25 protein-coding genes and 1 pseudogene are annotated in these 24883 nt (G+C 69.6%); 12 read left to right on the plus strand and 14 right to left on the minus strand.

Annotated features, from left to right (window positions below; all coding sequences use genetic code 11):
• Window positions 1-12: 12 nt before the first annotated feature.
• The 8 genes from OG570_RS08250 to ddaH form a co-directional block, all read right to left on the minus strand.
• Complete coding sequence (locus OG570_RS08250) at window positions 13-1857, minus strand: Wzz/FepE/Etk N-terminal domain-containing protein (protein WP_326956130.1); 1845 nt, start codon at window positions 1855-1857, stop codon at window positions 13-15.
• Window positions 1854-3209 carry an exopolysaccharide biosynthesis protein gene (locus OG570_RS08255; RefSeq protein WP_442788255.1) on the minus strand — a complete coding sequence of 452 codons (1356 nt, stop codon included), beginning with the start codon at window positions 3207-3209 and terminating at the stop codon, window positions 1854-1856. The genes OG570_RS08250 and OG570_RS08255 overlap by 4 nt, the downstream gene beginning before the upstream one ends.
• 109 nt (window positions 3210-3318) lie before the next feature.
• Window positions 3319-4461: a glycosyltransferase family 4 protein gene (locus tag OG570_RS08260; protein WP_326956132.1), complete on the minus strand. Its 1143-nt coding sequence runs from the start codon at window positions 4459-4461 to the stop codon at window positions 3319-3321.
• Between the two features lie 43 nt (window positions 4462-4504).
• Entirely contained in the window at window positions 4505-5821 is a 1317-nt protein-coding gene (locus tag OG570_RS08265; RefSeq protein ID WP_247060383.1) for a nucleotide sugar dehydrogenase, read from the minus strand.
• A 196-nt stretch (window positions 5822-6017) separates the two neighbouring features.
• Complete coding sequence (locus OG570_RS08270) at window positions 6018-6290, minus strand: helix-hairpin-helix domain-containing protein (protein WP_326956133.1); 273 nt, start codon at window positions 6288-6290, stop codon at window positions 6018-6020.
• Between the two features lie 75 nt (window positions 6291-6365).
• A complete protein-coding gene (locus OG570_RS08275) occupies window positions 6366-7085 on the minus strand; it encodes a glycoside hydrolase family 75 protein (RefSeq protein WP_326945943.1) in 720 nt (239 codons plus the stop codon).
• 211 nt (window positions 7086-7296) lie between these two features.
• Window positions 7297-7926, minus strand: coding sequence for a polysaccharide deacetylase family protein (locus tag OG570_RS08280; protein ID WP_326951744.1), 630 nt, complete (start codon window positions 7924-7926; stop codon window positions 7297-7299).
• A gap of 108 nt (window positions 7927-8034) precedes the next feature.
• The gene (gene ddaH, locus OG570_RS08285) at window positions 8035-8886 is read right to left on the minus strand and encodes a dimethylargininase (protein ID WP_247060380.1); all 852 of its coding nucleotides are present in this window, start codon (window positions 8884-8886) and stop codon (window positions 8035-8037) included.
• Window positions 8887-8960: 74 nt separating this feature from the next.
• On the opposite strand from ddaH, the gene OG570_RS08290 reads away from it, so the two are divergent.
• Window positions 8961-9407 carry an Lrp/AsnC family transcriptional regulator gene (locus OG570_RS08290; protein ID WP_247015250.1) on the plus strand — a complete coding sequence of 149 codons (447 nt, stop codon included), beginning with the start codon at window positions 8961-8963 and terminating at the stop codon, window positions 9405-9407.
• Between the two features lie 185 nt (window positions 9408-9592).
• On the opposite strand, the gene OG570_RS08295 is transcribed toward OG570_RS08290, so the two are convergent.
• A complete protein-coding gene (locus OG570_RS08295) occupies window positions 9593-9976 on the minus strand; it encodes a hypothetical protein (RefSeq protein ID WP_326956134.1) in 384 nt (127 codons plus the stop codon).
• A gap of 54 nt (window positions 9977-10030) precedes the next feature.
• Here OG570_RS08295 and OG570_RS08300 point away from each other — a divergent pair, with 54 nt between their 5' ends.
• From OG570_RS08300 to OG570_RS08315, 4 genes are all read left to right on the plus strand, one after another.
• Window positions 10031-10795 (plus strand): enoyl-CoA hydratase, encoded by a 765-nt coding sequence (locus OG570_RS08300; protein WP_326956135.1) that lies wholly within the window; start codon window positions 10031-10033, stop codon window positions 10793-10795.
• 263 nt (window positions 10796-11058) lie between these two features.
• Window positions 11059-12984: a 2-oxoacid:acceptor oxidoreductase subunit alpha gene (locus OG570_RS08305; RefSeq protein ID WP_326956136.1), complete on the plus strand. Its 1926-nt coding sequence runs from the start codon at window positions 11059-11061 to the stop codon at window positions 12982-12984.
• Entirely contained in the window at window positions 12981-14045 is a 1065-nt protein-coding gene (locus OG570_RS08310) for a 2-oxoacid:ferredoxin oxidoreductase subunit beta (RefSeq protein WP_326956137.1), read from the plus strand. Before OG570_RS08305 ends, OG570_RS08310 begins: the two co-directional genes overlap by 4 nt.
• A gap of 113 nt (window positions 14046-14158) precedes the next feature.
• Complete coding sequence (locus OG570_RS08315; RefSeq protein ID WP_326956138.1) at window positions 14159-14488, plus strand: VOC family protein; 330 nt, start codon at window positions 14159-14161, stop codon at window positions 14486-14488.
• A 55-nt stretch (window positions 14489-14543) separates the two neighbouring features.
• On the opposite strand, the gene OG570_RS08320 is transcribed toward OG570_RS08315, so the two are convergent.
• The 3 genes from OG570_RS08320 to OG570_RS08330 form a co-directional block, all read right to left on the minus strand.
• Window positions 14544-15857: a sunset domain-containing protein gene (locus OG570_RS08320; RefSeq protein WP_326956139.1), complete on the minus strand. Its 1314-nt coding sequence runs from the start codon at window positions 15855-15857 to the stop codon at window positions 14544-14546.
• Window positions 15858-15874: 17 nt separating this feature from the next.
• On the minus strand, window positions 15875-16927 hold the full coding sequence (locus OG570_RS08325) for a polyprenyl synthetase family protein (protein WP_305879382.1): 1053 nt from the start codon (window positions 16925-16927) through the stop codon (window positions 15875-15877).
• A 116-nt stretch (window positions 16928-17043) separates the two neighbouring features.
• The gene (locus OG570_RS08330; RefSeq protein ID WP_326956140.1) at window positions 17044-17667 is read right to left on the minus strand and encodes a hypothetical protein; all 624 of its coding nucleotides are present in this window, start codon (window positions 17665-17667) and stop codon (window positions 17044-17046) included.
• Window positions 17668-17789: 122 nt separating this feature from the next.
• Here OG570_RS08330 and OG570_RS48250 point away from each other — a divergent pair.
• Together OG570_RS48250 and OG570_RS08340 are read left to right on the plus strand one after the other, a co-directional pair.
• Window positions 17790-18032, plus strand: a pseudogene (locus OG570_RS48250) (MFS transporter); the annotation flags it as partial.
• Window positions 18033-18349: 317 nt separating this feature from the next.
• Window positions 18350-18757 (plus strand): hypothetical protein, encoded by a 408-nt coding sequence (locus tag OG570_RS08340; RefSeq protein ID WP_326956142.1) that lies wholly within the window; start codon window positions 18350-18352, stop codon window positions 18755-18757.
• Window positions 18758-18823: 66 nt separating this feature from the next.
• Here the strand turns inward: OG570_RS08340 and OG570_RS08345 are convergent, their stop codons facing one another.
• Complete coding sequence (locus tag OG570_RS08345; RefSeq protein ID WP_326956143.1) at window positions 18824-19135, minus strand: DUF6204 family protein; 312 nt, start codon at window positions 19133-19135, stop codon at window positions 18824-18826.
• 180 nt (window positions 19136-19315) lie between these two features.
• On the opposite strand from OG570_RS08345, the gene OG570_RS08350 reads away from it, so the two are divergent.
• The 5 genes from OG570_RS08350 to OG570_RS08370 all read left to right on the plus strand — a co-directional run bounded on the left by OG570_RS08350 (window position 19316) and on the right by OG570_RS08370 (window position 23245).
• Window positions 19316-19969 (plus strand): hypothetical protein, encoded by a 654-nt coding sequence (locus OG570_RS08350; RefSeq protein WP_326956144.1) that lies wholly within the window; start codon window positions 19316-19318, stop codon window positions 19967-19969.
• Window positions 19970-20110: 141 nt separating this feature from the next.
• Complete coding sequence (locus OG570_RS08355) at window positions 20111-20533, plus strand: hypothetical protein (protein ID WP_326956145.1); 423 nt, start codon at window positions 20111-20113, stop codon at window positions 20531-20533.
• A 32-nt stretch (window positions 20534-20565) separates the two neighbouring features.
• Window positions 20566-21156 carry a DUF3558 domain-containing protein gene (locus OG570_RS08360; RefSeq protein ID WP_326956146.1) on the plus strand — a complete coding sequence of 197 codons (591 nt, stop codon included), beginning with the start codon at window positions 20566-20568 and terminating at the stop codon, window positions 21154-21156.
• A gap of 188 nt (window positions 21157-21344) precedes the next feature.
• Window positions 21345-21503 carry a hypothetical protein gene (locus tag OG570_RS08365; protein ID WP_326956147.1) on the plus strand — a complete coding sequence of 53 codons (159 nt, stop codon included), beginning with the start codon at window positions 21345-21347 and terminating at the stop codon, window positions 21501-21503.
• Between the two features lie 1016 nt (window positions 21504-22519).
• A complete protein-coding gene (locus tag OG570_RS08370) occupies window positions 22520-23245 on the plus strand; it encodes an ESX secretion-associated protein EspG (RefSeq protein WP_326956148.1) in 726 nt (241 codons plus the stop codon).
• A 66-nt stretch (window positions 23246-23311) separates the two neighbouring features.
• Here OG570_RS08370 and nuoN read toward each other — a convergent pair whose 3' ends face one another.
• Window positions 23312-24883 carry an NADH-quinone oxidoreductase subunit NuoN gene (gene nuoN, locus OG570_RS08375; RefSeq protein WP_326945927.1) on the minus strand — a complete coding sequence of 524 codons (1572 nt, stop codon included), beginning with the start codon at window positions 24881-24883 and terminating at the stop codon, window positions 23312-23314.

Raw genomic sequence — 24883 nt, forward strand, 5'->3', positions numbered from 1 at the left:
GGCGCGCGGAGGTCAGGAGACCTCGGCGCTCTTTTCGGGGGTCTGGGTGGCGAAGCCCCCGGTCCGGGGCGAAGCCCCGCTTGTCACAGCGCTCTTTTCGGACTCGAGCTCGGCGTTCAGTTCGCCTTGGTGTGTCGGCTCGCCATGGTCGCGCTTGAACGGCGTCGGCCGCTTCGGCTTGACCGGGGCGAACTTCTTCGTCGGCGCGTCCGCGTGCGGAACGCTGACCTTGCCCGGTTCCGGGAGCTTCGGATCCGGCTTCGGCGCCTTGGGCGGCAGCGGCTTGGCGACCTGCGGGACCATCGGCCGGACCGGCGCGAACTTGCGCGTCGGCGGATCCACCAGCGCGACGCGCTCGGCGACCCGGGCGGCCAGCTCGTCGATGCGGTCCTCGCGCTCGACGTCGGCGACCTTCGGTGCCGCGGGTGTCAGCCCGGCGCGGCCGCGCAACGCGGTGTGCAGGCCGTCCCACAGCGTCCCGTCCGACTTGTCGCGCGGGTCCGGGTCGACCAGCACCACGCCGAGGATCGAGATCTCCTGGTCGGCCAGCTGCCGCGCGACCGTGTGCAGCCACAGCGTGTTCGCGTGCCCGGCCTTGACGACCAGCACGGTCTCCGCGCCGAGGTGCTCCAGGTCGGTCCACGCGGTGCCCGGCGAGATGGTGCCGACGCCGACGCGGCGTTCGCCCGGCTCGGCGTCGGGGTCGCCGACGCCCAGGACGACGACCTCACTCTGGGTCTCGGCCGCCAGCTTCCGGACGTCCTCGCCCGGCAGGTCGTCGACGACGCTCGCGCGGCCGTCCTCGCCGAGCTGCTCGGCGACGTCGAGGGCGAGCGCGGCCGTGATGCCCGGCGCGCCGAGCTCCAGCAGCGACACCTCGGTGATGTCCTTCTGGATCGCGCGGACCAGCGTCGTGGCGACGCGACGGCGTTCGGAGACGGCCCGGGAGCGGCGCCACAGCCGGGACGGCCCGCGGCGCTTCGACGGCAGCTGCGCGATCACGGACGCGCCGAGGTGCGTCGAGATCTCGCGGCGCAGCACCGGCCGGTCGCGCGAGACCGCGCCGACGGCGGCGAACGCGATCCCGAGCGCCAGGCCCAGCGCGAACCCGATGCCGGCGTTGGTCGCCGTCGTCTTGAGGAACGCCTTGGGCAGCGCGCGGGGCGCGTCGACGATCTGGGTACCGGCCGCAACCTGCGGGCTGCCGATGCCGGCCTGCTGGGCGCGGGAGTCGAAGTCCGAAACCTGCGACGCGAGCGCGGCGCGGCGGCCGTAGAGGCCTTCGAGCGTGCTGGCGTTCGCGTTGCGGCCCTTGCCGGTCTCGTCCGCGATCTGCGCGTCGACCTTCGTCAGCTCGTCCTGGGCGTTCTTGCGCTGGTCGAGGATGGCCTTCGACTGCGCGGCCGCGGCGGCCTGGCTGCGCTCGACGTGGTCGGCGATGAACGTGTCGGCCAGCGCCTGCGCCTGCGCGACAGCCTCGCCGTCGCTCTTGGCCTTGACGGTGATCTGCATGACGTTGTTCGTCACGGGCAGGCCCGAATAGTTCTTCATGAACTCTTCGGACGATTCGGTGCTGTTGAGCTTCTTCAGCGCGCCTTCGGCGATCTGGGTCGTCGACAGCACCGCGACGTCGGTGCGCATCAGCGTGCCGCTGTCGGTCGGCGAGTCGTCCTGGTGGACCACGATCACCTTGGCGACGGCGGTCGGCGGGGCCGGCAGCAGGATCGCGACCAGGGCCCCGGCGATCAGCCCGAGCAGCGCCGTGGCCAGCCAGAGCCGCTTGCGACGGCGGATGGTGACGAACAGCCGCTGGAGATCGACGAGCGGAGCAGCCGGAGTTTCGCTTGTAGTCGTCACGCCGAACCTGCCAAGGCTTTCTCGGGGGCTTCCGCCACGGGTTCGGCGACCGGCTCACGCGGTCGGACGGGATGGGTGAGGACCGCGCCGACGATCTCCCGCCCGGCTTCCGAGCAGGCCTCGGCGAGCGAGACGAGCTCCCACGCGGTGCGGCTGGCGGTGCTGAGCACGACCAGCACCCCGGAGCTCCCACCGGCGTCCGGGACGGTCGGGCGGCCGGGGGTGACCTCTTGGATGCGCAGCGGCAGCGACATCCGGTCGGCCAGCGTGGCCAGTTGCGTCGCGGCCAGCCGGGCCGTCTCGTCGTCGTCGGCGATCAGCAGCAGGATGTCGGCGGGGCCGGTGGCCAGCCTGGCGAGCACCCGGCGGTACCGGATGTCGCGATTGACGTCGTCGGCCGAGGTCGCCACCGGCGGCAGCACCCACGGCCGGTCGCCGCCGAGCAGGCGCCGCACCTTGCCGTACAGGCCGGTAGCCGGGAGGCGGTCGCCCTCCGGCGTCGGGACGTCGACGCCGGCGAGGATCGGCGAGCCGAGCGCGGACGCGATCTCCGGCTCACCCCGCAGCCGCCGGTCGGCGCGGGCGGTGAAGAGGTGGCCGAAGACGCCGACGAGGAAGAACAGCACCGCGCCACCGGCGGCCAGCTGCGTCATCGTCGGGGCGGCCGGGCCTGCCGGGCGCTCGGACGGACCGAGCACCACGGTGTTGCCGACGCCGGTCGCGAGGTCGGCCTGGTTCAGGTCGTTGATCGCCTGCTCCAGCGACGTCCGCAGGCCTTCGAGCTGCGTGCGGACCTGGACGCTTTCCACGGTCAGGTCCCCGCCGACGGTCTTGGCGAGGTCGCTGATCTTCTGCGTGGTCAGCTGGACCTGCTGGCGCAGCGTCTCGCGCTGCTCCTGGGCCAGCTGCACCGAGGCGTCCGCCGAGTTGCTCGCCAGCTGCCCGGAGTACTTGACGAACTGCTGCGCGACCTGGTCGGCGAGCTGCTGGGCGTGCTCGGCGGTGTCCGCCGAGACGGTGATCGTGACGACGTTGCCATTCGCCACCGACGCCGTGACCTGCTTCTTCAGGTCGGCGCCGGTCGGGTGCCACTGCAGCTGCGCGGCGGCGCGGTCGAGCACGACCGAGCTGGTCGCGACCTCGGCCTGGGTGAGCAGCTCGTCCGCTTGGCGCGGTCCTTGCAGCAGGACGCTGGACGAGGTCTGGTACCCGGGCGAGAAGAGGACGGAGGCGCCGGCGCCCACCGCCGCTCCGAGGACGGCGAGGGCGACCAGCAGCCGCCAGCGCCGGCGGAGAACCTGCCCGATCAGGCTCAGGCGCACCGTGTCGTCAGTCACCGGCGGGATCTCCATTCCTGGGGCGAGTACGCCGAACGGCTTCAGTGGATCGGCCGGTTACCCGATCCGTCGTCCGGCCGGGACCATTGGTTACACGTCCGGTGACTTCTTGACCGAACGGCGATCAGGAACCGAGTGCGTGCTCATACGCGGCGAGGAGGGCCTTCGCCGAGTTCTCCCAGGACAGCGGGCCCGCGACCCGGACCTGGCCGAGCTTACCCATCCTGACCCGCTCCTCGGGGTCGTCGAGCAGCCGCGAAACCAGGACCGCGAACTCCGCTTCGTCGTTCGCCGGGGCGTACACCGCGGCGTCGCCGGCCGATACGCGCGCTTCGCGCAGTTCGAACGAAACGATCGGCTTGCTCATCGCCATGTACTCCATGACCTTGTTCATCGTGGAGACGTCGTTGAGCGGGTTGAGCGGGTCCGGCGACAGGCAGACGTCGGCGGTGGACAGGTACCGGACCAGGTCCTCGTCCGAGATCCGGCCGGTGAACTCGACCTGGTTGGCCAGCCCGAGCTTCGCCGAGAGCGCGACCATGTCGTCGAAGGCGTCGCCGGAGCCGACGAACACCGCGTGCCAGTCGGTGCGGCCGACGTCGTCACGCAGCTTCGCGAGCGCGCGCAGGGCGTAGTCGACCCCGTCCTGCGGGCCCATCACGCCGAGGTAGGCCAGCAGGTACGGCTTGCCCTGCTTGAGCTCGGGCTCGACGGGGACCTCGTGGAACCGCTCGACGACCGGGGCGCTGCGCACGACGTAGACGTCTTCGGGCCGCTTGCCGCCGCGGATCCGGGCGACCTGCTTGTAGCTCTCGTTCGTCGAGATGACGACGTCGGCGGCCCGGTAGGTGGCGCGTTCCAGCGCGCAGACCCCGCGGTAGAGGAGGTCCTGCCCGCGGTCGAAGCGCGACAGGTACAGCTCGGGGCACAGGTCGTGCTGGTCGAAGATGAACTTCGCGCCCTGCCGCTTGAGCACCTTCGCGACCAGGTACAGCAGGTCCGGCGGGTTGCAGGCGTGCACGACGTCGACCGGCCCGACCTTGCGGGCCAGCCGCAGCGTGTGCCACAGCGCGCTGCCGTACTCCTGCAGGTACCCGGCCGGGCCGCCGGTCGCGGCCTTCAGCGGGTAGCGGTGGATGTGGACGCCGTCGATGACGGCTTCGGCCTCGGTGTCGCGTTTCGTGCCCTGCGGGCAGATCACGTGCACCTCCCAGCCGGCGTCGCGCAGGGTCGTGGACTCCTGCCAGACGCGCCGGTCGAAGGGCACGGAAAGGTTTTCAACCAAGATGAGCGCTTTACCAGACTGTGTTTTACCAAGCAAGGCCGGCGTATCCCTCTTCAAGGCGACGCTTCTCGGCGTCGGGCAGGCGGACGAGGTCGATCAGCACCCGGTCGCCGCCGTGCGGCAGCGCCGCCAGCACGTCCGGGTCCTTGCAGCCGACGATCACGACGTCGGCGTGGTCCATGACTTCTTCGACGGACCCGGCGAGCAGCGAACCGAGGTGCGGCAGCCGGCCCTCGATGTACTCGCGGTTGGCGCCCATCAGCCGCGAAAGGCTGACGTTCGCGTCGTAGATCTTCAGGTCGTAGCCCTTGCCGAGCAGCTTCTCGGCCAGCTCGACCAGCGGCGACTCGCGCAGGTCGTCGGTGCCCGGCTTGAACGACAGCCCGTACAGCCCGACCTTGCGCTTGCCGGTGCGCGCGACCAGGTCGAACGCCCGCTGCAGGTGCTCTTCGTTGGAGCTGAGCACGTGCGACAGGATCGGCACCTTCACGTCGGCGCGGTGCGCGGCGTAGACCAGCCCGCGCAGGTCCTTCGGCAGGCACGAGCCGCCGAACGCGAACCCGGGCTTGAGGTAGGCCGGGCTGATGTTGAGCTTGGTGTCGGCGAGGAAGACGTCGATCACCTGGTGCGAGTCGAGGCCGAGCGCGCGGCAGATCGAGCCGAGCTCGTTCGCGAACCCGATCTTGAGACCGTGGAAGGAGTTGTCGGCGTACTTCGTCATCTCCGCGACCGGGATCGGCACGCGGAAGACGGCGCCAGGCAGGCCTTCGTAGAGCGCCGCGACGGCGTCACCGCTGAGCGCGTCGAACTCGCCGATCACCGTCTTCGGCGGGTCGAAGAAGTCGCGGACGCTGCTGCCCTCGCGCAGGAACTCCGGGTTCACCGCGACACCGAAGTCGACGCCGGCCGTGCGGCCCGAGGCCTTCTCCAGGATCGGGACCAGCAGGTCCAGGCAGGTGCCGGGCAGCATCGTGCTGCGGAACACGACCGTGTGCCGCTCGGTCTTCTTCGCGAGCGCCTCGCCGATCTCCTCGGCGACGCGCTCGAGGTAGACCGTCGAGAGGCTGCCGTTCGGCGCCGACGGCGTACCCACGCAGACCAGCGAAATCTCGCTGTCGGCGACGGCTTCCGCGACGTCGGTCGTGGCTCTCAGCGCCCCGCTCGCGACGACTTCGGCGGTGAGCTCGCCGATCCGCTCCTCGACCACCGGGGCGTTGCCCGCGGTGATGAGGTCGATCTTGACCGGGTTGACGTCCACGCCGACCACCCGGTGCCCCTGCCCCGCCAAGCACGCGGCGGAGACACACCCGACATAACCAAGCCCGAAGACACTGATCTTCACGCCAAACCTCCGCTTTTCCCACGCGACCCATGAGTTGGTCGGCGAGCCCCCCTGGATCGTTACCGCGAGGGCCGCGAACGGGGTAATGCGTGAGACGGCCGTGAGGCGCAACAGTTTTCCGGTAAGAATCGCGTCTCGATTCGCCCCGGAATTGCATCTTGCAGGTGGACGGGCAACGCGTTCGGCGCAGTTCTCGTCAGCGGCCCCCGGAAAGATCCCCGAGAAGCCGTTTCCGTTCCGGGGTGTACGTCCACCACGGCCGGGGCGGCGCGCCGTCGGCTTGGTCGACCGCCGACATGAAGGTGTCGAGCACGCAGGGGTCGTGCCGGCGGCCGTCGGTGGCGCAGAGGCGTTCGTACAGTTCAACCGGGTCGCGCCCGGCGAGCTGGACGGGTTCGGTGATGCCGAGCCGGGTCAGGTCGCGGACCATCGCCGGGCCGATGTTGGCCAGCTTCAGCAGTTCGCTCATGGACCCAGCACAGCAGCCGGGGCCGGCCCGTGTCTTGTACGGATCGGCCCCGGCTGTGTCGTGCGGTGCCGTGCGTCAGTTGTTGTTCACGAAAGTCGTGGCGAGGCTTTCGCCCTTGCTGATCGCATTGGCGTGGTTCTCGATCGGGGAGACGGTCGAGTTCTTGAAGCAGATGTACGTCACACCGGAGTCGGTGCCGCCGTTGGACGGGTCCGGGTTGATGCCGAGATCCTTCGCCGTCGCGTAGGAGGCTTCGCCGATGATCTGGGTCGGGCCGGTGTCGCCGATGACCGCGTACTCGATCTTGCCGTTGTAGATCACCGCGCAGGAGCCGCCGCCCTTCAACTGCGACGAGGTGTACTTCCAGATGCTGCTCGAGCTCGGCACGACGATGTAGGGCAGCTTCGCGGCACTGAGCGGCTTGCCGTCGGACTGGTGGAACGCCGTGTCGTCCTGGTAGCAGCAGTCGGTGTCCTCGTTGCACTGCGTCGTGCGCTGGCCGTCGCAGTCGATGTCCATGTCGGCCTTCCAGAAGACCGCGCCGTTGGCGTCACAGACGGCGACCGTCTTGGCCGAGACGTCCTCGTCCGTCTTGTACTTGCCGTTGGAGATCTGGGTGCAGCTGTTCGTCTTGGCCAGCAGCTGCGCCGCGGTCGGACCGGCTTCGACGGCGGCCGGCGCCGCGGCGGTCTGCGCCGAGGTGGCCTGAGCCGGAGCCGGGGCGGCCGACGCGAGAGCCGAGGGCATCACGGCCGCGGCCAGCGCCATGGTCGCGAGCAGGATCAGTTTCCGCATACCTGGTGCTCCCTTTAGTTAGGAAACTTTCCTTACGGCGGCGAGCACACAGGATGCACCCCGGACGGTGACGGGTTCAAGACCCAGAGGTACGAGAATTTCCCAGCATCCGGCGAGACTTGACGAAAACGCTGCTCACCGGACGCGGCCGCGGATAACCGGTCCGGGCCGTGTTCCGACCACCGGGAAGACGGGCTGACGGTTATACCGACTAACCGTCTGCCCGTCGAAACAGCCGTCGCATCCACTGTCCCCGCCTGCGGCCGCCGGACAGCACGCCGTCCAGCCACTCCTGGTCGAGGTCGTGTCGCAGCTCCGTCCGCGGCTGCAGCCACCCGTCGCGGCTGGTCTCGCCGCCGTCGCTCGCGTACACCCGTGTCGCGCCCGCCTCACGCAACCGGTCCAGCACCCGCCGGTCGTAGGCGCCGAACGGCAGCGAGTACCGCCGCACCGGCCGGCCGCACAGGTCGCCCAGCAGCTTCGGGGCGTCCGTCAGTTCCCGGCGCGCGTGGCGGTCGTCGAGGCGGCGCCAGTCGCGTGGTTCCCAGCCGTGCGAGCCGATCTCCATGCCGGCACGGGCCAGGTCGCGCAGGGCGTCGTGGTCGAGGTAGCCGCGCTGCCCGAGACGGCCGGCGAGCGGGAAGAACTCCGCCGTCAGCCCGCGCTCCACGAGCCGGGGCAGCGCGATTTCGACGTCGGACTCGTTGCCGTCGTCGAAGGTCAGGTGGACGTCCGCGCGTTCCTCGACCGCGTCGAGGATGCGGTCGAACTGCTCGACCGTCACCCAGCGTTCGTTCTCCCCCGGCTCGAGCTGGCGAGCCGGCCGGCCGATCCCGTGCATGGCGAAGTTCACCGCCACCGCTTCCACCCCCTGCCACCGCGAGTAGTCGAGCTGTTACCCCGATTAATCGCGGAAGCAAACGGGTGAGTTACACCCTTTTTCCGGCAATCAGCCTTTCCTGATTTCCAGCGTGCAGCACTTCGGCCCGCCGCCGGCTTTCCGCAGCTCAGAGATGTCGACGTAGACCGGCTCGTACCCGCGCTCGGCGAGCAGTTCACCCAGTCGAGTGGCCTCGACGGGGAGGACGACGTTCCGGCCGTCGGACACCCCGTTCAACCCGAAGCACTCGGCGTCGGCGGCGGTCGCGAGGACGGCGTCCGGGAACAGACGCTCGAGCACGCGGCGTGATCCCGCGGAGAACGCCGCCGGGTAGTAGACGATCTGCGCGCGCGTCGTGTCGGTCGCCTCGGCGAGCACGAACAACGCCGTGTCGAGGTGGTAGTAGCGCGGGTCGACCAGGTTCAGCGAGACGACGGGGACGCCGAGGACCTCCTGCGCCTCGGCGTGCGCGGCCGGGTCGGTGCGAAAACCGGTGCCGGCCAGCAGCAGACCGCCGGTCCAGGCGAAGTCGCCCTCGGCCTCGTTGATCTTCTCCGGCATGGTGATGTCGCGGTAGCCGTGTTCGACGAACCAGCGGCGGAAGTGCTCGGCCTCGGCGGTGCGCTGCGGCGCGCGGAACCGCGAGCCGAGGACGCGGCCGTCGACGACCGTGCCGGAGTTCGCGGCGAAGACCATGTCGGGCAGCCCCGGCTGCGGGTCGATCTCCTCGACGGTGTGGCCGAGACGGCGGTAGGTGTCACGCAGCTCGGTCCACTGCGCGACGGCGACGTCGGCGCTGACCGGCTGGGTCGGGTCCATCCAGGGGTTGATCACGTAGTCCACCGCGAAGAACCGCGGCGGGCACATCAGGTATCGGCGGGTGGTCGGTACGCGAGCGGCCAAGGGCTGTGATCCCTGCATGAAAGCAGGGTAAGCGAGGCCGAAACTCGCAATCAATCGCTGTTCGCTGCGCGCAACTGTGCTAAGTGTTGCGTGTGAACACCATCGACCAGCGAATCGTTTCGTGCCTCGTGGCGAACGCCCGATCGAGCTACGCGGAGATCGGCAAGGTCGTCGGGCTGTCCGCGCCGGCGGTCAAACGACGGGTCGACCGGCTGCTCGAAACCGGCATCCTGCGCGGCTTCACCGCGGTCGTCGACCCGGAGGCGCTGGGCTGGGGCACGGAGGCGTTCGTCGAGGTCACGTGCCAGGGCAACATCACACCGGCCCGCATCCGCGCGCGGCTGGAACCGCTGCCCGAGGTGGTCGCGGCATACACGGTCTCGGGTGCGGCGGACGCGATCGTCCACCTGCGGGCCGCCGACATCCACCACCTGGAGACGGCGCTGGAGCGGCTGCGCGGGCTGGAGATCGTGGACCGGACGGTGTCGACGGTCGTGCTGTCCCGGCTGCTCGAACGCCCGCCGACGCCGGAGGCGTGACGCGGCCGGTCGCCGGCAGCGCGAAGATCACGGAAGCGTCCACTGACCGAAATCCGCCGTTCGCCAGGCCTGGGAGCGGCGACCGATCGCGCCTCTTGGCTGCTCGAAGGCCGGTCGCGCGAAACTGCGCGGGGCGGCGCCCCCCGTCTTCCAGCGTAGTGGCGGGTACCGACAGTTTCGGCAGCTCAGCTGCCCAGGGCTCGGAGCACCGCCGGGGCTTCGTCCGGGTGCAGGTGCAGCTCTGTGCGGCCCGCGTTGAACGTGATCGCCTGCTCGTCCACCGCCTGCATCGTCAGCTCTCCCGGCTCGAACAGCACTGGTGGCCGTCCCGGGGCCAGCCACTGGACGCGGCCCGGCCCCACGAGGAGCCTGCCCTGCTGTTCTCGGCCGTCCGTCAGGGTCGGGTCGCGTAGGACGCACGGGATCTTCGCCTGCTCGCCTCGGCTCAACGCCTTCCGGCGCGCCGATCGGCGGCGGGCGCCGAAGAGCTCGGCCGTGTCGATCATCGTCAGGACGTTTCCCGCCAGCACGATGAACCCCCGGACCAGGGCTCCGACCAGTTCCCCCATCCCTCCAGTCATACCCGAGCAAGGCGACGACCGCCTCGTGCCACCCTTACTCCCATGACCGACAGCATCGTCAGCGAGCACGCGGGCGGCGTCGCCCTGCTGACCGTCGACGCGCCCGGCAGCCGCAATGCGCTGACCCTGGCGCTGTCTTCGCAGCTCGCGGACGCCGTCGCGGCCGCGGAGCGGGACGAGTCGGTGCACGTCGTCGTGGTCACCGGAACTCCGCCGGCGTTCTGCGCCGGGGCCGACCTCTCCGCGCTGGGCGCGGCCGACGAGGCCGGCCTGCGCGCCATCTACGAAGGCTTTCTCTCCGTCGCGCGCTGCACGCTGCCGACGATCGCCGCGGTCGGCGGCGCGGCCGTCGGTGCCGGGCTGAACCTCGCCCTCGCCGCGGACGTCCGGCTGGCCGGGCCGCGCGCGAAGTTCGTCGCGCGGTTCCTGGAGCTGGGCCTGCACCCCGGCGGCGGGATGACGTGGATGACGCAGCGGCTGGCCGGCCCGCAGCAGGCCGCCGCCATGACGTTGTTCGGGCAGCCCCTGGACGCCGAGGCGGCGGTGCGCGCCGGGCTGGCCCTGCGCGTGGTCGACGGCGGGCACGACGACCTGCTCGCCGCCGCGCGGGAGCTCGCGGCGCCGGCCGTCGCCGCGCCGCGCGAGGCCCTGCTGGCGACCAAGCGCAGCCTGCGGGCGACCGCCTCGCTGGCCGCGCACGCCGACGCCGTGGACGTCGAGATCGAGCCGCAGCTGACGTCGCTGGCGTCCCCGGAGTTCGCCGAGCGGCTGGCGGCGATGCGGGCCCGGATCCGGTCCGGCCCGTGAGTTCTCACCACGTGGACGTGACGCGGGAGATGCGCGTCACAACGCCTCGTGACAGTTAACCGTTACCATCGGTTACAGGTATTTGTCGGACCAGCAGAGAAGAACCACTAGCGCAGCGAAGAGGTCGTCCGGGACTCGGGACACTGGGAACATCGTGGTCAAGGGCGAGCTAACCTCGTGATAGGGCCTGGTGTCCCGACTGTCATGACACCGGGCAGAGCGACCGAAGGCCGCAACGTCGGGAGAGAGGGAATCCCTGACCCATGAGCACGAGTGCGAACGGCAACGGCGCTGGTCACGGCTCGCTCGCCGCGACCAGGCCCACCGAGATCAGCAAGCTGGACCGGGTGGTCATCCGGTTCGCGGGCGACTCGGGTGACGGGATGCAGCTGACCGGCGACCGCTTCACGTCCGAAGCGGCCGCGTTCGGCAACGACCTGTCGACGATGCCGAACTTCCCCGCCGAGATCCGCGCCCCGCAGGGCACGATCCCCGGCGTCTCCTCGTTCCAGGTGCACTTCGCCGACTACGACATCCTCACGCCCGGCGACCGGCCGGACGTGCTGGTGGCGATGAACCCCGCCGCGCTCAAGGCGAACGTCGCCGACGTGCCGCGCGGCGGCACGATCATCCTCAACACCGACGACTTCATCAAGCGGAACCTGACGAAGGTCGGCTACGCCACCGACCCGCTGGACGACGACACGCTCGAGCCCTACCAGGTGCACCGGGTCGCCATGTCGACGCTGACCCAGGGCGCGCTCGCCGACACCGGCCTCGGCAAGAAGGACGCCGAGCGCTGCAAGAACATGTTCGCCCTCGGCCTGCTGTCGTGGATGTACCACCGGCCGACCGAAGGCACCGAGCGGTTCCTGCGCGAGAAGTTCGCGAAGAAGCCGGACATCGCCGAGGCCAACATCCTGGCCTTCCGCGCGGGCTGGAACTACGGCGAGACGACCGAGTCGTTCGCGACGACGTTCCAGGTCGCCCCGGCGAAGCTGGCGCTGGGCACCTACCGGCAGATCACCGGGAACACGGCGCTGGCGTACGGGCTCGTGGCCGCCGGGCAGCAGTCCGGCCTGCCGATCCTGCTCGGCACCTACCCGATCACCCCGGCGTCGGACATCCTCCACGAGCTGTCCAAGCACAAGAACTTCGGCATCCTCACCTTCCAGGCCGAGGACGAGATCGCCGGCATCGGCGCCGCACTGGGCGCGTCCTACGGCGGCGCGCTCGGCGTCACCTCGACGTCCGGCCCGGGTGTCGCGCTGAAGTCCGAGACCATCGGCCTCGGCGTGATGATGGAGCTGCCGCTGGTCGTCATCGACGTCCAGCGCGGCGGCCCGTCGACCGGCCTGCCGACCAAGACCGAGCAGGCCGACCTGCTGCAGGCGATGTTCGGCCGCAACGGCGAGTCGCCGGTGCCGATCGTCGCGCCGCTGTCGCCGGCGGACTGCTTCGACGCGGCCGTCGAGGCCACCCGGATCGCGCTGAAGTACCGCACGCCGGTGCTGCTGCTCTCGGACGGCGCGATCGCGAACGGCTCCGAGCCGTGGCTGATCCCGGACGTCGAGACGCTGCCCGACCTGCGTGTCGAGTTCGCGACCGAACCCAACTCGGACAACGACTCCGGCGAGTTCTGGCCCTACGTCCGCGACCCCGAGACGCTCGCCCGCGCGTGGGCGATCCCGGGCACGCCCGGCCTGCAGCACCGCATCGGCGGGCTGGAGAAGGCCGACCGGACCGGGCACATCTCCTACGACCCGGACAACCACGACAAGATGGTCCGGCTGCGGCAGGCGAAGATCGACGGCATCGACGTCCCCGACGTCGTGGTCGACGACCCGAGCGGTGGCAAGGCCCGGGTGCTCGCGCTCGGCTGGGGCTCCAGCTTCGGCCCGATCGGCGCCGCGTGCCGCCGGGTGCGCAAGCTCGGCATGCCGATCGCCCAGGCCCACCTGCGGCACCTGAACCCGCTGCCGGCCAACCTCGGCGACGTCCTGCGCGCCTACGACAAGGTCGTCGTGCCGGAGATGAACCTCGGTCAGCTTTCCCTGCTGCTGCGCGCGAAGTACCTGGTGGACGTCCATTCGCACACCAAGGTCGCCGGGATGGCGTTCAAGGCCGAAGAGCTGCAGAACCTGTTCTCGGAGATCATCACCGGCATTGCTACGGAGGCCGTGAAGTGACCGCGATAGACCTGGGACTGCCCACCACCGGCGGGCTGGATCTCGTCCCCACCACCGACGAACCGCAGAAGGCCAAGGACTACAAGTCGGACCAGGAGGTCCGCTGGTGTCCCGGCTGTGGCGACTACGTCGTGCTCAACGCGGTCCAGTCCTTCCTGCCGACCCTCGGCCTCAAGCGCGAGAACATCGTGTTCGTCTCGGGGATCGGCTGCTCGTCGCGGTTCCCGTACTACCTGAACACCTACGGCATGCACTCGATCCACGGCCGCGCGCCGGCGATCGCGACGGGCCTGGCCACCACGCGGCCGGACCTGTCCGTGTGGGTCGTCACCGGTGACGGCGACGCGCTGTCCATCGGCGGCAACCACCTGATCCACGCGCTGCGCCGCAACGTGAACATCAAGATCCTGCTGTTCAACAACCGGATCTACGGGCTGACCAAGGGCCAGTACTCCCCGACGTCGGGGCCGGGCATGGTCACCAAGTCGTCCCCGATGGGTTCGGTGGACACGCCGTTCAACCCGCTGTCGCTGGCGATCGGCGCCGAGGCGTCGTTCGTGGGCCGCGCGATGGACTCGGACCGCAAGGGCCTCACCGAGGTCCTGCAGGCCGCGGCGGAGCACCGCGGGTCGGCGCTGGTGGAGATCTACCAGAACTGCCCGATCTTCAACGACGGCGCGTTCGACGTCCTCAAGGACGCCGACGAGGCCGCCGCCCGGCTGATCCCGCTGCGTGCCGGCGAGCCGATCCGCTTCGGCCCGAACCAGGAGTTCGGCGTCAAGCGCAGCGACTGGGGCGGCCTGGACGTCGCGAAGGTCGCCGACATCGGTGAAGACAACATCGTCGTGCACGACCCGGCGATCACCGACACGTCGTACGCGTTCGCGCTGTCCCGGCTCGGCGACCAGAACCTGAACCACGTCCCGACGGGCATCCTCCGCCAGGTCGAGCGCCCGACCTACGACGACGGCGCCCGCGCCCAGGTCGAGGAGGCCCGCGCGGCCCGCAAGCCGGACCTGCGGGGCCTGCTCCACGGCAAGGACACCTGGACGGTCGCGTAACCGCTGCTGCAAGGTCCGTGAAGGCCCCCTTACCGGCTCAAGATGCCGGGAAGGGGGCCTTCACAGCATCAGGGGGTTGCCAGAATTAGGACACGTGTCCTAAGTTTCAGGTCATGCGACCTTTCGTATTCTTCGACGTCCGGACGTCCGACGTGGACCGCACCAAGAAGTTCTTCGCCGACCTGCTGGGCTGGGAGTCCGGCGGACCGCTGTTCACCGCGGACGGAGCTCCGTGGGGCGGCCTCACCGAACTCGCGCCGGACGACGACCGCGCGCCGCAGTGGCTGCCCTACGCGCCGGTGTCCGATGTGGACGACGCCGCGGCGAAGGCCGTGGCGCTGGGCGGCCGGGTCGTGCGCGAGCGCACGGATCTGCCGTTCGGCTCGCTGGTCGTCGTCACCGACCCCGGCGGCGCCGCGCTGGTCCTGTTCCAGGCGGCCTGAAACGCCGTGAAGGCCGTCTCGCGGGTTCGCGAGACGGCCTTCACGGATCAGGAACTCAGGTGAGCGGGCGGAACCCGACGCGCTCGGCGTCCTCGGCCGTGCGGAACCAGACCTCGGCCACCATCCGCGGGAACTGCTCGGACTCGTCGGTGCAGTACCGCAAAGCCGTGACGCTCGCCTTCACCTCGAAGCCGTCGCTGGGCCGGCCGCCGCCGGGTCGCGGCATCGCCGAACCGGGGCCGAACGGGCCGGGCGGGACGGAGTCCTCGGCCGACTCGCGGGCGGGCGGGGGCGGCGGGGCGTCCGGCGCAACGCCGACGGCCGTCTGGTTCGGCTGCACCGACGGCTCGAACAGCGAGCCGCTGTGCGCGCCGGTCAGCTCGGGTTCGCGGCGCTCGACCGTGCGCATCGACGGCTGGATCGGCTGCGGCGAGTCGAAACCGCCCCGCACCACACCGCGCGGCTGGCGCTTCGGCAGCACCTGCGTCGCCTCGGCCGGCGTCTCCGGCGGCACGTCCAGGTCGCCACCGGCCGCTTCGTCACCGGCGAAGGCGTACTGCGGCGTCTCGTCGTCCTGGAGTTCGTCCTCGAAGTCGTCCGAGAGGTCGTCCTGAAGCTCTTCTTGGGGCTCTTCCTTGCGGACCGATCCCGGGTGCTCGCCGATGTAGCGGGTGCGCTCCATCGGCTCTTCGAACGCCGAGCGCTGCGACTGCGGCTCGCGGTCGAACCAGTCCGGGTCGGCCGCATGCGCGGCGGCCGGCGGCTGGAACAGCGACCCACCGGTGTCCGGCTCGAGCTGGTGCTCCAGCTGCGAAAGCGCCGGCGCGGGCTCGTACTGCTCGTCGTCTTCCGGGCTGAGGTACTCCGACGCGGCCGCGCGGTACGGGTCGTCCTGCTCCGGTTCCGCGACCGGCGCCATGACCTGGGTCGCGGACGCCGGGTAGACGTCTTCCGGTTCCGGCTCCGGCCGGTAGTCGTCCACCGGCGGGGTCCGCGGCGGCACCTGCGAGTCCAGCTCCGCGAAGTCCGCGTCGATGTCGTCGTGGACGTCGTCGCGGTTCACCGGCGACGCGGCGACCAGTGTCCCCGGGTACGACGTCTCCTGCGGCCGGGCCTCTTCGTACGGACTCGCGTTGTACCGGCTCTCGTCGTAGGACGGCTCCGGTCGCGTGTAGACCTCAGTACCCGGCGCGGCCAGCCCGGTGGCGTTCGCGGGCGTGCGCGCGGCGTCGGCGTGGGCCTGGGCCAGCGCGCTCTCCAGCTTGCGGACGCTCTTGCGAAGCGGTAGCACCAGCACCAGCCAGGTGAGCAGTGCCCCGACGAAGAAAGCCGCCAGGCTCCACAGCCAAACCTGTCCGAAAATGGACATCTATCCCTGCCCCTAGTTCAGTGCGTGCGCGCTACCAGGTAAGCGGCAACCGACTCGCACGCGTCACGAGCGGGTGACGCGGGCAGCGCGGTGAGCTCGGCACGCGCGCGCTGAGCGTAGTCGGAAAGGGTGACGCGTGCGCGTTCGAGTCCACTACTGACCCGCAGCAGCGCCAGCGCCTCCTCGACCAGGTCGTCGTCGGCGATCGGGCCGGACAGCAGCTCGACCAGCCGGGGATCGGTCCCGGGGTCGGCCAGCGCGTACAGCATCGGCAACGTGCGGACGCCTTCGCGCAGGTCCGTGCCCTGCGCCTTGCCGAGCTCGTCGGACGGCGACGCGATGTCGATGATGTCGTCGGAGATCTGGAACGCCGTGCCGATGATGTCGCCGAACCGGCGCAGCGCCTCGATGTACTCGTCCGGGGCGCCGGACATCATCCCGCCGAAGCGGCCGGACGTCGCGATCAGCGAGCCGGTCTTCTGGGCGATCACGGTCAGGTAGTGCGCCACCGCGTCGTCACCCGGTCCGGGGCCGACGGTCTCGCGCATCTGGCCGGTGACCAGCTCGCCGAAGGTCTCGGCGATGATCCGCGCCGCGTCCGTGCCGAGGTCGGCGACCAGCCGCGAGGCGTGGGCGAAGAGGAAGTCGCCGGTCAGGATGGCGATCGTGTTGTCCCAGCGCGCGTTGACGCTCTCGGCGCCGCGGCGCATGTCCGCCTCGTCCATGACGTCGTCGTGGTAGAGCGTGGCCAGGTGCACCAGCTCGACCGCGGCGGCGGCGATCACGACGTGGTCGTCCTGCTTCGGCCCGAACTGCGCGGACAGCAGCGTGAACAGCGGACGGAAGCGTTTGCCCCCGGCCTCGACCAGGTGCAGCGCCGCGTCGTGGACGGCCTGGACGTCACTGCTGACGACGTCGCGGAGCAGCTTCTCGACGTCGGCCAGCCCGGCGGCGATCGCGCGCAGCAGGGCTTCGTCGGCGATCTGCAGGCCGACCGACGCGCGCAGGTCCTCGAGGGCGCCACCCGGCGCAGCGGGGAGGGATCCCGCCCCGGGGGCTGGGGAAGGCACAGACACGTCGGCTCCGCTCTACTCGTGCACCGGTCGGGTTCTCCCCTGAGCGTAGTGGCTACCCCGCGCCACCGTTTACCCGCTGTCCAGCGGAAACGGTGACGAACATGACATCGTCAGCCGGTCGGGGCCGCGTCGCGCACCCGAGCGCGCAACCACCGGTGACCGGGGTCCTTCGCGAAGCGCGGGTGCCACGCCTGCGCCATCGGCCGGAGGGGCAGGTCGGCGGGTACCGGGAGCGGCCGCCCGTCGGTCACGCGGGCCGCGAAGCCGCTGGTGGTCAGGCAGACCAGGTCCGAGGCCAGGACATGTTCAACGCGGCCGTCGGCGTCGGGACGACGGCCACGACGTCGCGGCTCAGCCCGCGCTCGGCGAGCACGGCGTCGAACGGCGCTTCGGTGCGGCCGCGGGGGGAGATCGCGAGGTGCGGCTGCGCGGCGAGCTGCTGTTCGACGACGATCTCGGGAGTCCGGCAGGTCGATCATCCCCAGGTCAAGGTCGATCCGGCCGTCACGCAGCGGCTGGACGTCCTCCTCGCCCTCCGCGACGAACCGCAGCCGCACCCCGGGCGCGGCGGCGCGGGCCGCCGCGATCAGGCCGGGGCCGAGCTGGCTGACCAGGGAGTCGTTGGCGCGCAGGACGAACGTCCGCTGCAGCGTCGCGAGGTCGAACTCGCCGGAGTTGCGGAGCATGCCGCGAGCGCGTTCGACCAGGCGTTCGACGCAAAGCTTAGGTGTCAAGATTGCACTGGACGCAGTACTTAGCCCTGCTTAGCGTTGACCGGCTGGAACACACCCTCCCCCGCGTCCGGCAAGGCCTGCTCACGACACTGATGGCGCTGTGCGTCGTCACGGTCGTCGGCATGGTCGCGGCGATCAACCTGGCCGTGCCGCTGCTGTCGGCGAGCCCGCTGCACCCGTCGCCGACGGCGCTGCCGTGGGTCGTCGACAGCTACGTCGTCGTCTTCGCCTGCCTGCTGATCCCGGCGGGCGCGGCCGCGGATCGCTTCGGCCGCAAGGGAATCCCGCTGGCCGGACTCGGCGTCTTCACCGCGGGCGCACTGTTGTCCGGGTGCGCGAACGACGTCGCGCCGGTGCTGGCTGGCCGCGTGCTGAGCGGCGTCGGCGCGGCCGCGGTGATGCCGGCGAGCCTGGCCATCCTGGTCGGCGGCGGCGGCGCGCTGCTGCAGACGGGCTCGTGGCGGGCGTTGTTCTTCGGCGTCGCACCGCCGGCGCTGGCCGTCCTGATCCTTTGTGGACTGTTCGTGCCGCGCACGCCGGTCCACCCGCGGCCGATCGCGCTGCTGTTCACGGCTGGCGTGGTGGCGCTGCTGGGCATCACGTCGGGGCCGTCGGCGGGCTGGGCGAGCGCCGGCGCTGGGCGCGTTCGCCGCGGCCGCGCTGCTGCTCGGCGCGTGGGTGCGTGGTCGAACTGCGGATCACGCACCCGATGCTCGACCCGCGGCTGTTCGCGATCCCGGCGTTGCTCGCGCACTGCCTCGCGCTGGTCGCGACGTTCGTCGGGATGTTCTACCTCAACGGCCAGTACCTGCAGCACAGCAAGGGTTTCTCGCCGTTCCTGGCGGGCCTGGCGTTGCTTCCGATGGCCGTGACGCTGTTCTTCGGCCCGCGCGTGACGGTGGCGCTGGCCGGCCGCGTCCGCCCCCGCCTGCTCACGGCGTCCGGCTTGATGATCGTCGCACTCGGCCTGGCGGCACTGTCCGCAGCGGACAGTGCGACGCCGTATCCGTGGTACGCCTCGGCCACGGTGGTGCTCGCGGCGGGCTGCCCCACGAACGCGCCGGCGTCGGCTCGGGCCTGCAGGGCATGACCCGCGAGCTGGGCAGCGCGCTGGCGGGCACGGTGCTGACCGGCGCCGTCGTGGTGACGACGCGGGTCAGCGGCGCCGGATCTTGACGTCGTCCAGGCAGGTCGAGCTGACGACCAGGTCACGGTACGGGTAGCCCTCCCGCTCGAGCAGCTCCATGACCATCAGCTCGCCCTGGTCGTGGGCTTCGTCACCCGATGCGACGTCGACCTGGACGCGGAAGCTGAAGCCTCCGAGGTGGTGACTGTAGGTGAGCGAGCCTTCGTCGCTGAAGACGGGCCCTGCAACGTCGTCCGAGGTCAGGCGGGCGAGCAGCTTTTCGCGGACGGCCTGCGCGGGCCGGTCGAACTTGCCCCGGACGAGGACGCGGTAGGTCGGCATGAGCGTCAATATACAGAGCTGTATCCGGATACCGGAAGGATTATCCACCGGGTGGTTCGTGATCCACGAAGGGGTGATCAGCGGTTTCGGGCGCAACGGACGCGTCGGACAGGCGGATATTCACGACGTGGAAGAACTGCCGAACCCGACAGCTCTCCCGGTCAGCAAGGAGGCAGCGACATGCGCAGCACAATCGCGAGGCGGGCGGGGCTCGCCGGAACGCTGTTGGTGGCCGGACTCGCCGTGGGCGTCCCGGCGCAGGCCGCGCCGCAGCCGGGCGTGGCCCAGATCGGCTCCGCCGAGTTCACGAAGGGTGACGCGACGATCAAGGTGCCGGTGCAGGGCCAGTGTTCGGTGAGCGGCCCGAAGACAGCGACGGCCCAGACGGTGTCGAAGAACGGAATCACGTTCGGCGGCGGCACCTCGTCCTGCGCGACGACGGTGACGGACCCGAAGACGTCCGCCACGACAACGACGTCCACGGCGACGGGCAAGAACTTCGAGCTGTCGGCACTGGTGAGCGCGGGCGGCCCGCGGATCAAGCTGTCGACGTTCAAGGTGACCTGCACGGCAACGCACACCCAGACGAACGCCGGCTGGACGTACGGCGGCATGAGCGGAATCACGAACCCGCCGAACCCGGTCCCGGTGGGGTATGTCGTGCCGCTCAAGAAGTCGAACGGAACGGTGCTGGCGAACGCGGTGTTCAACATCCAGAACCTCCCGGGCGACGGCAGCATCGGCTTGACGATGCTGCGCATCAACTTCCTCCCGGCATCGGGCATGACGGGCCAGGTGATCCTGGGCCACACATCCTGCGCGCCGACGCCCTAGGCCCCCTGAGCTGGGGTTTCTTGCCTGGCTGAGCTGATGGGGAACCCTGGTAGGGTTCGAGCCGTCGGATACGCAGGGTGCTCGGGGTGAAGCACTGTGCAAGCTAGGGGAGAGCTGACGTGGCGTTTGTGGTGTTGGGCCGTGGGTGAGGTCTACGACCCGAGCAAGGACTGGCAGCTACCGGGGCCGAACGGAACCCCCCACGCGGGCTCGTACGGCTCCGGTCCTGGCTCGGGTTCCGGCGGGGGTGGGGCGGGGTTCCAGTACGACGTCGAGACCCTCCGGGAACTCGCACGCGAGTGGAACGACCTGGCGAACGAGTTCGCAGACGACCAAGGCAACGCGCGCGTGATCGCTATCGCACGGGGACCTGGCTTGGAATACGCCAGTGGCGGAAACGCCGAACTGGTTCGCCAGTCGGGTAAAGCACTCATGACCACACTCCAAGAACGCGAGGACTACTGCCGAGCCATGGCCGCCAAGTTCGAGGCAGCACTGGGCAAATACTCCAGCACAGAGGATGTCAATCAGACTGAAATCAAGCAGACTGGGGGCAGCTTGTGAACCGCCGGTTACCGCTCGTACTGGGTATCTCGATGGTCTTCGCCGCTGGATGTTCGACGCCCGAACAGGGTACTGCGATTCCATCATCGAACGACGCTACGAAGCCAACGCAGAGCAGTACGGCCGGCCAGCTCCCCGGTCCTGGTGTACCTGCCGTGGAAAATGGCGTAAGCACGGCCCGATTTCAGCAAGCACCTTGTACAACTCTTACCGATGTCCAGGTCACAGAGTTGCTCGGGCCAGACACTCAGTCACGGGAAGACCTGAACGCCGACGGCGGTCCTGGCTGCTTCTGGCACCCGTCGAAAGTCTCGCAGGCATCCGTGGCGGTGATCTACGCCACCAAGAACAAGAGTGGGTTGACCGCCATCTATGAGCAGCGAGAAACAATGTTCCCCCTGTTCATTCCAATGGATCCCATTGACGGCTACCCCACTGTGGCCTACGGCCTGGTCGATCAGCGCGAAAGCAATGGCAAATGCGCCATTGCACTCGGCACCAGTAACCAAGACGTCGTCGACGTCTCGATCGCCCTGTCGGAGACCAACATTGGCAAGAAGGATCCGTGCGCGGCAGCATACCAAGTAGCTGCCACCGTCTTGAACAATCTGCGGGCGGGGTGAAGTGATGGTTGTCGAAGGTCCTTTGACTGCTGCGGAGATCTATGAGCAGGTCACCGGTGGCGAGGGCATCGGGTCGCTGGCTGATGCGCAAGATGGGGCTGGGCAGTTGACTCACCGGATGGTTGAGCGGGCTCAGCGGATCAGTGCTCTGCGGGCCAAGACCATGGGTGGGTGGCAAGGCGGCGCTGGTGACTCTGCTGCTGATTCCACGCTTCCCCTTGTTCAAGCTGCTGCTGATGATGCTGTTCATCTCGAGACTGCTCGGACTGCCGTTGGTGCTCAGATGGATGCTTTCGGGACTGCCAAGTATTCCGTCAAGCCCGTTGCGCCTCGGCCGCCTGAGATGACTTCTGGGGATCTCTACAATGTTCTCACTGGGGATGGGCAGTCCTACAACTCCAAGGTTTCCGGGTGGCAGGCTGATAGTCAGGGGAACATCGAGGCTTTTGGGGTCTATCACTCCGCCAGTGCCTCCAATGGTGGGCTGATGCCTTCCCAGTACGCGCAGATTGATGACTCCGGCGCCCTTATTTCCTTGGCTACTCCGGGGCAGGATACTCAGGGTAAGACCACTACCGGGCGGACCGCTACCGCTACCGATGCTGGTGAGTGGGCTCGTAATCCTGGGCAGACCGAGGTGTTCGGGCAGGATCGGGGCGTCCCCGCCGGGCGGAATCAGGACGTCTACGGCCAGGACGTCCAGTCTGGGCGTGATCAAGGGCAAGGGTCGTATCTGGTTCCGGGGCAGACCCCTCCTGGGAATGGTGCCTTCGATACCACTCATGCCAACAGCTACGTTCCGCCTGCTGCTGCTCAGGGTGGCGGGTATCAGTTCGGGCCTACGGGGCAGTCCCTTGGCAATCTCGGCGGTGGGTCGGGGAACCAGCTTTACGGCGGAGACAGCGGGGCTGGCGGCTTTGGGCCAGGCACCGGTGGGTTCGGGCCAGGGACCGGCACCGGCGCAGGTACCGGATCAAGGACCGGAAGCGGGCCAGGCAACGTCGGCGGATATCGCACCGGGACCGGCAGCGGGCCCGGCACCGGTGGCTACCGGAGCGGCGGCCCGAACACCGGCGGGGTCACCCAACGCGGTCCCGGCTCCGGCGCCCGGGTTCCTGAAGAGCGCCTGCCCGGCCAACCCGCCGTCCGCGGTGCGGCTGGCACTCGCGGTGCCAATGGCTTGCCCATGGGCTCCCCCGCCGGCGGGCGTGGGGCGAAAGACGACGACAAAGAAAAGAAGTCCGCTCCTTACCTGAAGAATCCCGATCCCGACGAGACCTTCGGTGGGTTCACCGAGAAGCCCATGCCGCCCGTGATCGGGGAAAGCCGGCCCAAGTCGTAGGCGCCTGGAGGAACGAAGCACGTGGTGCTCAAGGCCGAACTGTCTCTCGGCAACCTGCTCACGGCCATGCGTACCGTGGGCTGCGGGGATCCGCATCCGGTCTTCGCCGGTGGGTTGCGCTACATTCCGCCGTCCATCAGGGAACACACTGATCGCCGGGCCTTTGAAGAGCTCTCCGAGTACGGCTTCACCCAGGGCGACGGCTTCACGCCCGAGTTCGACGATCTCCTGCACCTGCTCGACCGGCCCGCGGTCGAGTTCTTCGCCTACGCGCGGGACCAGCAAGAACAGATCGGGGTCCTTGTCGCCGTGCAAGGGCGGACCGCCGTCACCGCGCTCTGTCAGGGTGAGCGCGTCTGGCTCCGGGGTGTCTCGCCTGATACCCACCCCGTTGACGCGCTCATCGCGAACCTGCCGCCTTGCGCGGCCGCGGACATCAAGCCGTTTTCCCTGTCGCAGCAAGACTTTCGGGACCAGCCCGGCAGCGAGGTGTTCGACGACGCCCCAGGCCGCAGCCGGGCCGCGCAGAAGCTCGATGAGCTCGTGAAACAGAAGCACAGCGGGATGGGGCAGTTCTACGCCGCCAAGCGGGAGGAGGGGCTTCGCGTCGAAGCTGACGGCTCTTTCGGCTATCTCGACGTTGATGCCGGGCGGGTCGGGATCGGGGTGGCCGATCAGTTCATCAGCGTCATGCCCGGGGATCCCGTGGTGCTGGGGCGGAAGGTCGCGGCGCTTCTGGACAACTGAAAGGGCCGCCACCCCCTCAAAGAGAGAGTGACGGCCCTGGCAGAAGGCAGAAAGCAGAAGAACAACTCAGGAAGCGAAGCCGCCCGCTCCCGCCCATGAGAGGGCGAATGCCGGGACCAGGCCCAGGACCAGCGTCACGGCCGTGCCCAGGAAGATCGCCGTTCCGGTGCCGAAGCCCGGGATCGTCACCGTGGGGCCGTCCGCGGCCGGCTCGGAGAAGTACATCAGGACGATCACGCGCAGGTAGAAGAACGCCGCCACCGCGCTGAACACCAGGGCGATGACCACCAGCGGGGCCATTCCGTCGGACAGCGCCGCCGAGAACACGACGAACTTGCCGACGAAGCCCGACGTCAACGGGATGCCGGCCAGCGCCAGCAACAGGAACGTGAACACTGCGGCCACCAGTGGCGACCGTTTCGCCAGGCCCGCCCACGCCGAGAGGTGCGTCGCCTCGCCCGACGAGTCGCGGACCAGGCTGATCACGCCGAACGCCGCCAGCGTCGTGAAGCCGTACGACAGCAGGTAGAACAGCGTGCTCGACAGGCCGTTCTCGGTGATCGAGATCGCGCCGATCAGCAGGAAGCCCGCGTGCGCGATCGACGAGTACGCGATCATGCGCTTGACGTCGGTCTGGGTCAGGCCCAGCACCGCGCCGATCAGCATCGAGATGATCGCGACGCCCCAGAGCACGCCGCGCCACTCCCAGCTCGTGGAGCCGAACGCCACCGACAGCACGCGCAAGATCCCGCCGAACGCGGCGACCTTCGTGCACGCCGCCATGAACGCCGTGACCGGGGTCGGCGCGCCCTGGTAGACGTCCGGGGTCCAGGTGTGGAACGGGCCGACCGAGCCCTTGAACAGCAGGCCGACGACCAGCAGGCCGAGGCCGGCGAACAGCAGCGTGTCCGAGCGGTCCGAACCGGCCGCCGCGGCGGCGATGTCGCCCAGCTTCACGGAGTTCGCGTAGCCGTAGAGCAGCGCGAGGCCGTAGAGGAAGAACGCCGAGGAGAACGCGCCGAGCAGGAAGTACTTGACCGCCGACTCCTGCGACAGCAACCGCCGACGCCGGGCCAGGCCGCACATCAGGTACAGCGGCAGGGACAGCACTTCCAGCGCGATGAACATCGTCAGCAGGTCGTTCGACGCGGTGAACGCCATCATGCCGCCGAGCGCGAACAGCGTCAGCGGGAAGACCTCGGTCTGCATGGTCGTCGCCGTCTGCGCGCGGTCCTGGACCGTGCCCGGGCGGATGCCGGCCTGCGCGACCAGCGCGCCGCCCGGCTCGACGACGCGGTCCGAGATCAGCAGCACCGCGCCGACCGCCAGGGCCAGCAGCGTGCCCCAGAGGAACAGCGCCGGCTTGTCGATCGAGATCGCGCCGCTGAACGTCTTGACACCGCCCGCGGGCGCGTCGGTGAGCGCGTACTTGATCAGCCAGCCGCCGGCCGCGAGGATCGCCACCAGGCTCAGCCCGACCTGCGTGCCGAACCGCGAGCGCTTCGAAGCGAACGCTTCCACCAGCACGCTGAGGCAGGCCGCGCCGAAGATGATCAGCACCGGCAGCACGGCGTTGTAGTCGACCGACGGCGTCGCGATCGGTGGTTCCGGCGCCTGGGTCAGGAGGATGTCGAGCAC

The organism is Amycolatopsis sp. NBC_01286 (assembly GCF_035982555.1).
In the GTDB taxonomy this organism is placed as follows: domain Bacteria; phylum Actinomycetota; class Actinomycetes; order Mycobacteriales; family Pseudonocardiaceae; genus Amycolatopsis.

Coding starts and splice junctions, on each gene's coding strand:
- OG570_RS08315 (WP_326956138.1), top strand. CDS start 14,159: ATGCGACCTTTCGTATTCTTCGACGTCCGGACGTCCGACGTGGACCGC.
- OG570_RS08280 (WP_326951744.1), bottom strand. CDS start 7,926: ATGCACGGGATCGGCCGGCCGGCTCGCCAGCTCGAGCCGGGGGAGAAC.
- OG570_RS08255 (WP_442788255.1), bottom strand. CDS start 3,209: ATGGAGATCCCGCCGGTGACTGACGACACGGTGCGCCTGAGCCTGATC.
- OG570_RS08270 (WP_326956133.1), bottom strand. CDS start 6,290: ATGAGCGAACTGCTGAAGCTGGCCAACATCGGCCCGGCGATGGTCCGC.
- OG570_RS08360 (WP_326956146.1), top strand. CDS start 20,566: ATGGTCTTCGCCGCTGGATGTTCGACGCCCGAACAGGGTACTGCGATT.
- OG570_RS08320 (WP_326956139.1), bottom strand. CDS start 15,857: ATGTCCATTTTCGGACAGGTTTGGCTGTGGAGCCTGGCGGCTTTCTTC.
- OG570_RS08295 (WP_326956134.1), bottom strand. CDS start 9,976: ATGGGGGAACTGGTCGGAGCCCTGGTCCGGGGGTTCATCGTGCTGGCG.
- OG570_RS08305 (WP_326956136.1), top strand. CDS start 11,059: ATGAGCACGAGTGCGAACGGCAACGGCGCTGGTCACGGCTCGCTCGCC.
- OG570_RS08275 (WP_326945943.1), bottom strand. CDS start 7,085: ATGCGGAAACTGATCCTGCTCGCGACCATGGCGCTGGCCGCGGCCGTG.
- OG570_RS08350 (WP_326956144.1), top strand. CDS start 19,316: ATGCGCAGCACAATCGCGAGGCGGGCGGGGCTCGCCGGAACGCTGTTG.
- OG570_RS08300 (WP_326956135.1), top strand. CDS start 10,031: ATGACCGACAGCATCGTCAGCGAGCACGCGGGCGGCGTCGCCCTGCTG.
- OG570_RS08345 (WP_326956143.1), bottom strand. CDS start 19,135: ATGCCGACCTACCGCGTCCTCGTCCGGGGCAAGTTCGACCGGCCCGCG.
- ddaH (WP_247060380.1), bottom strand. CDS start 8,886: ATGCAGGGATCACAGCCCTTGGCCGCTCGCGTACCGACCACCCGCCGA.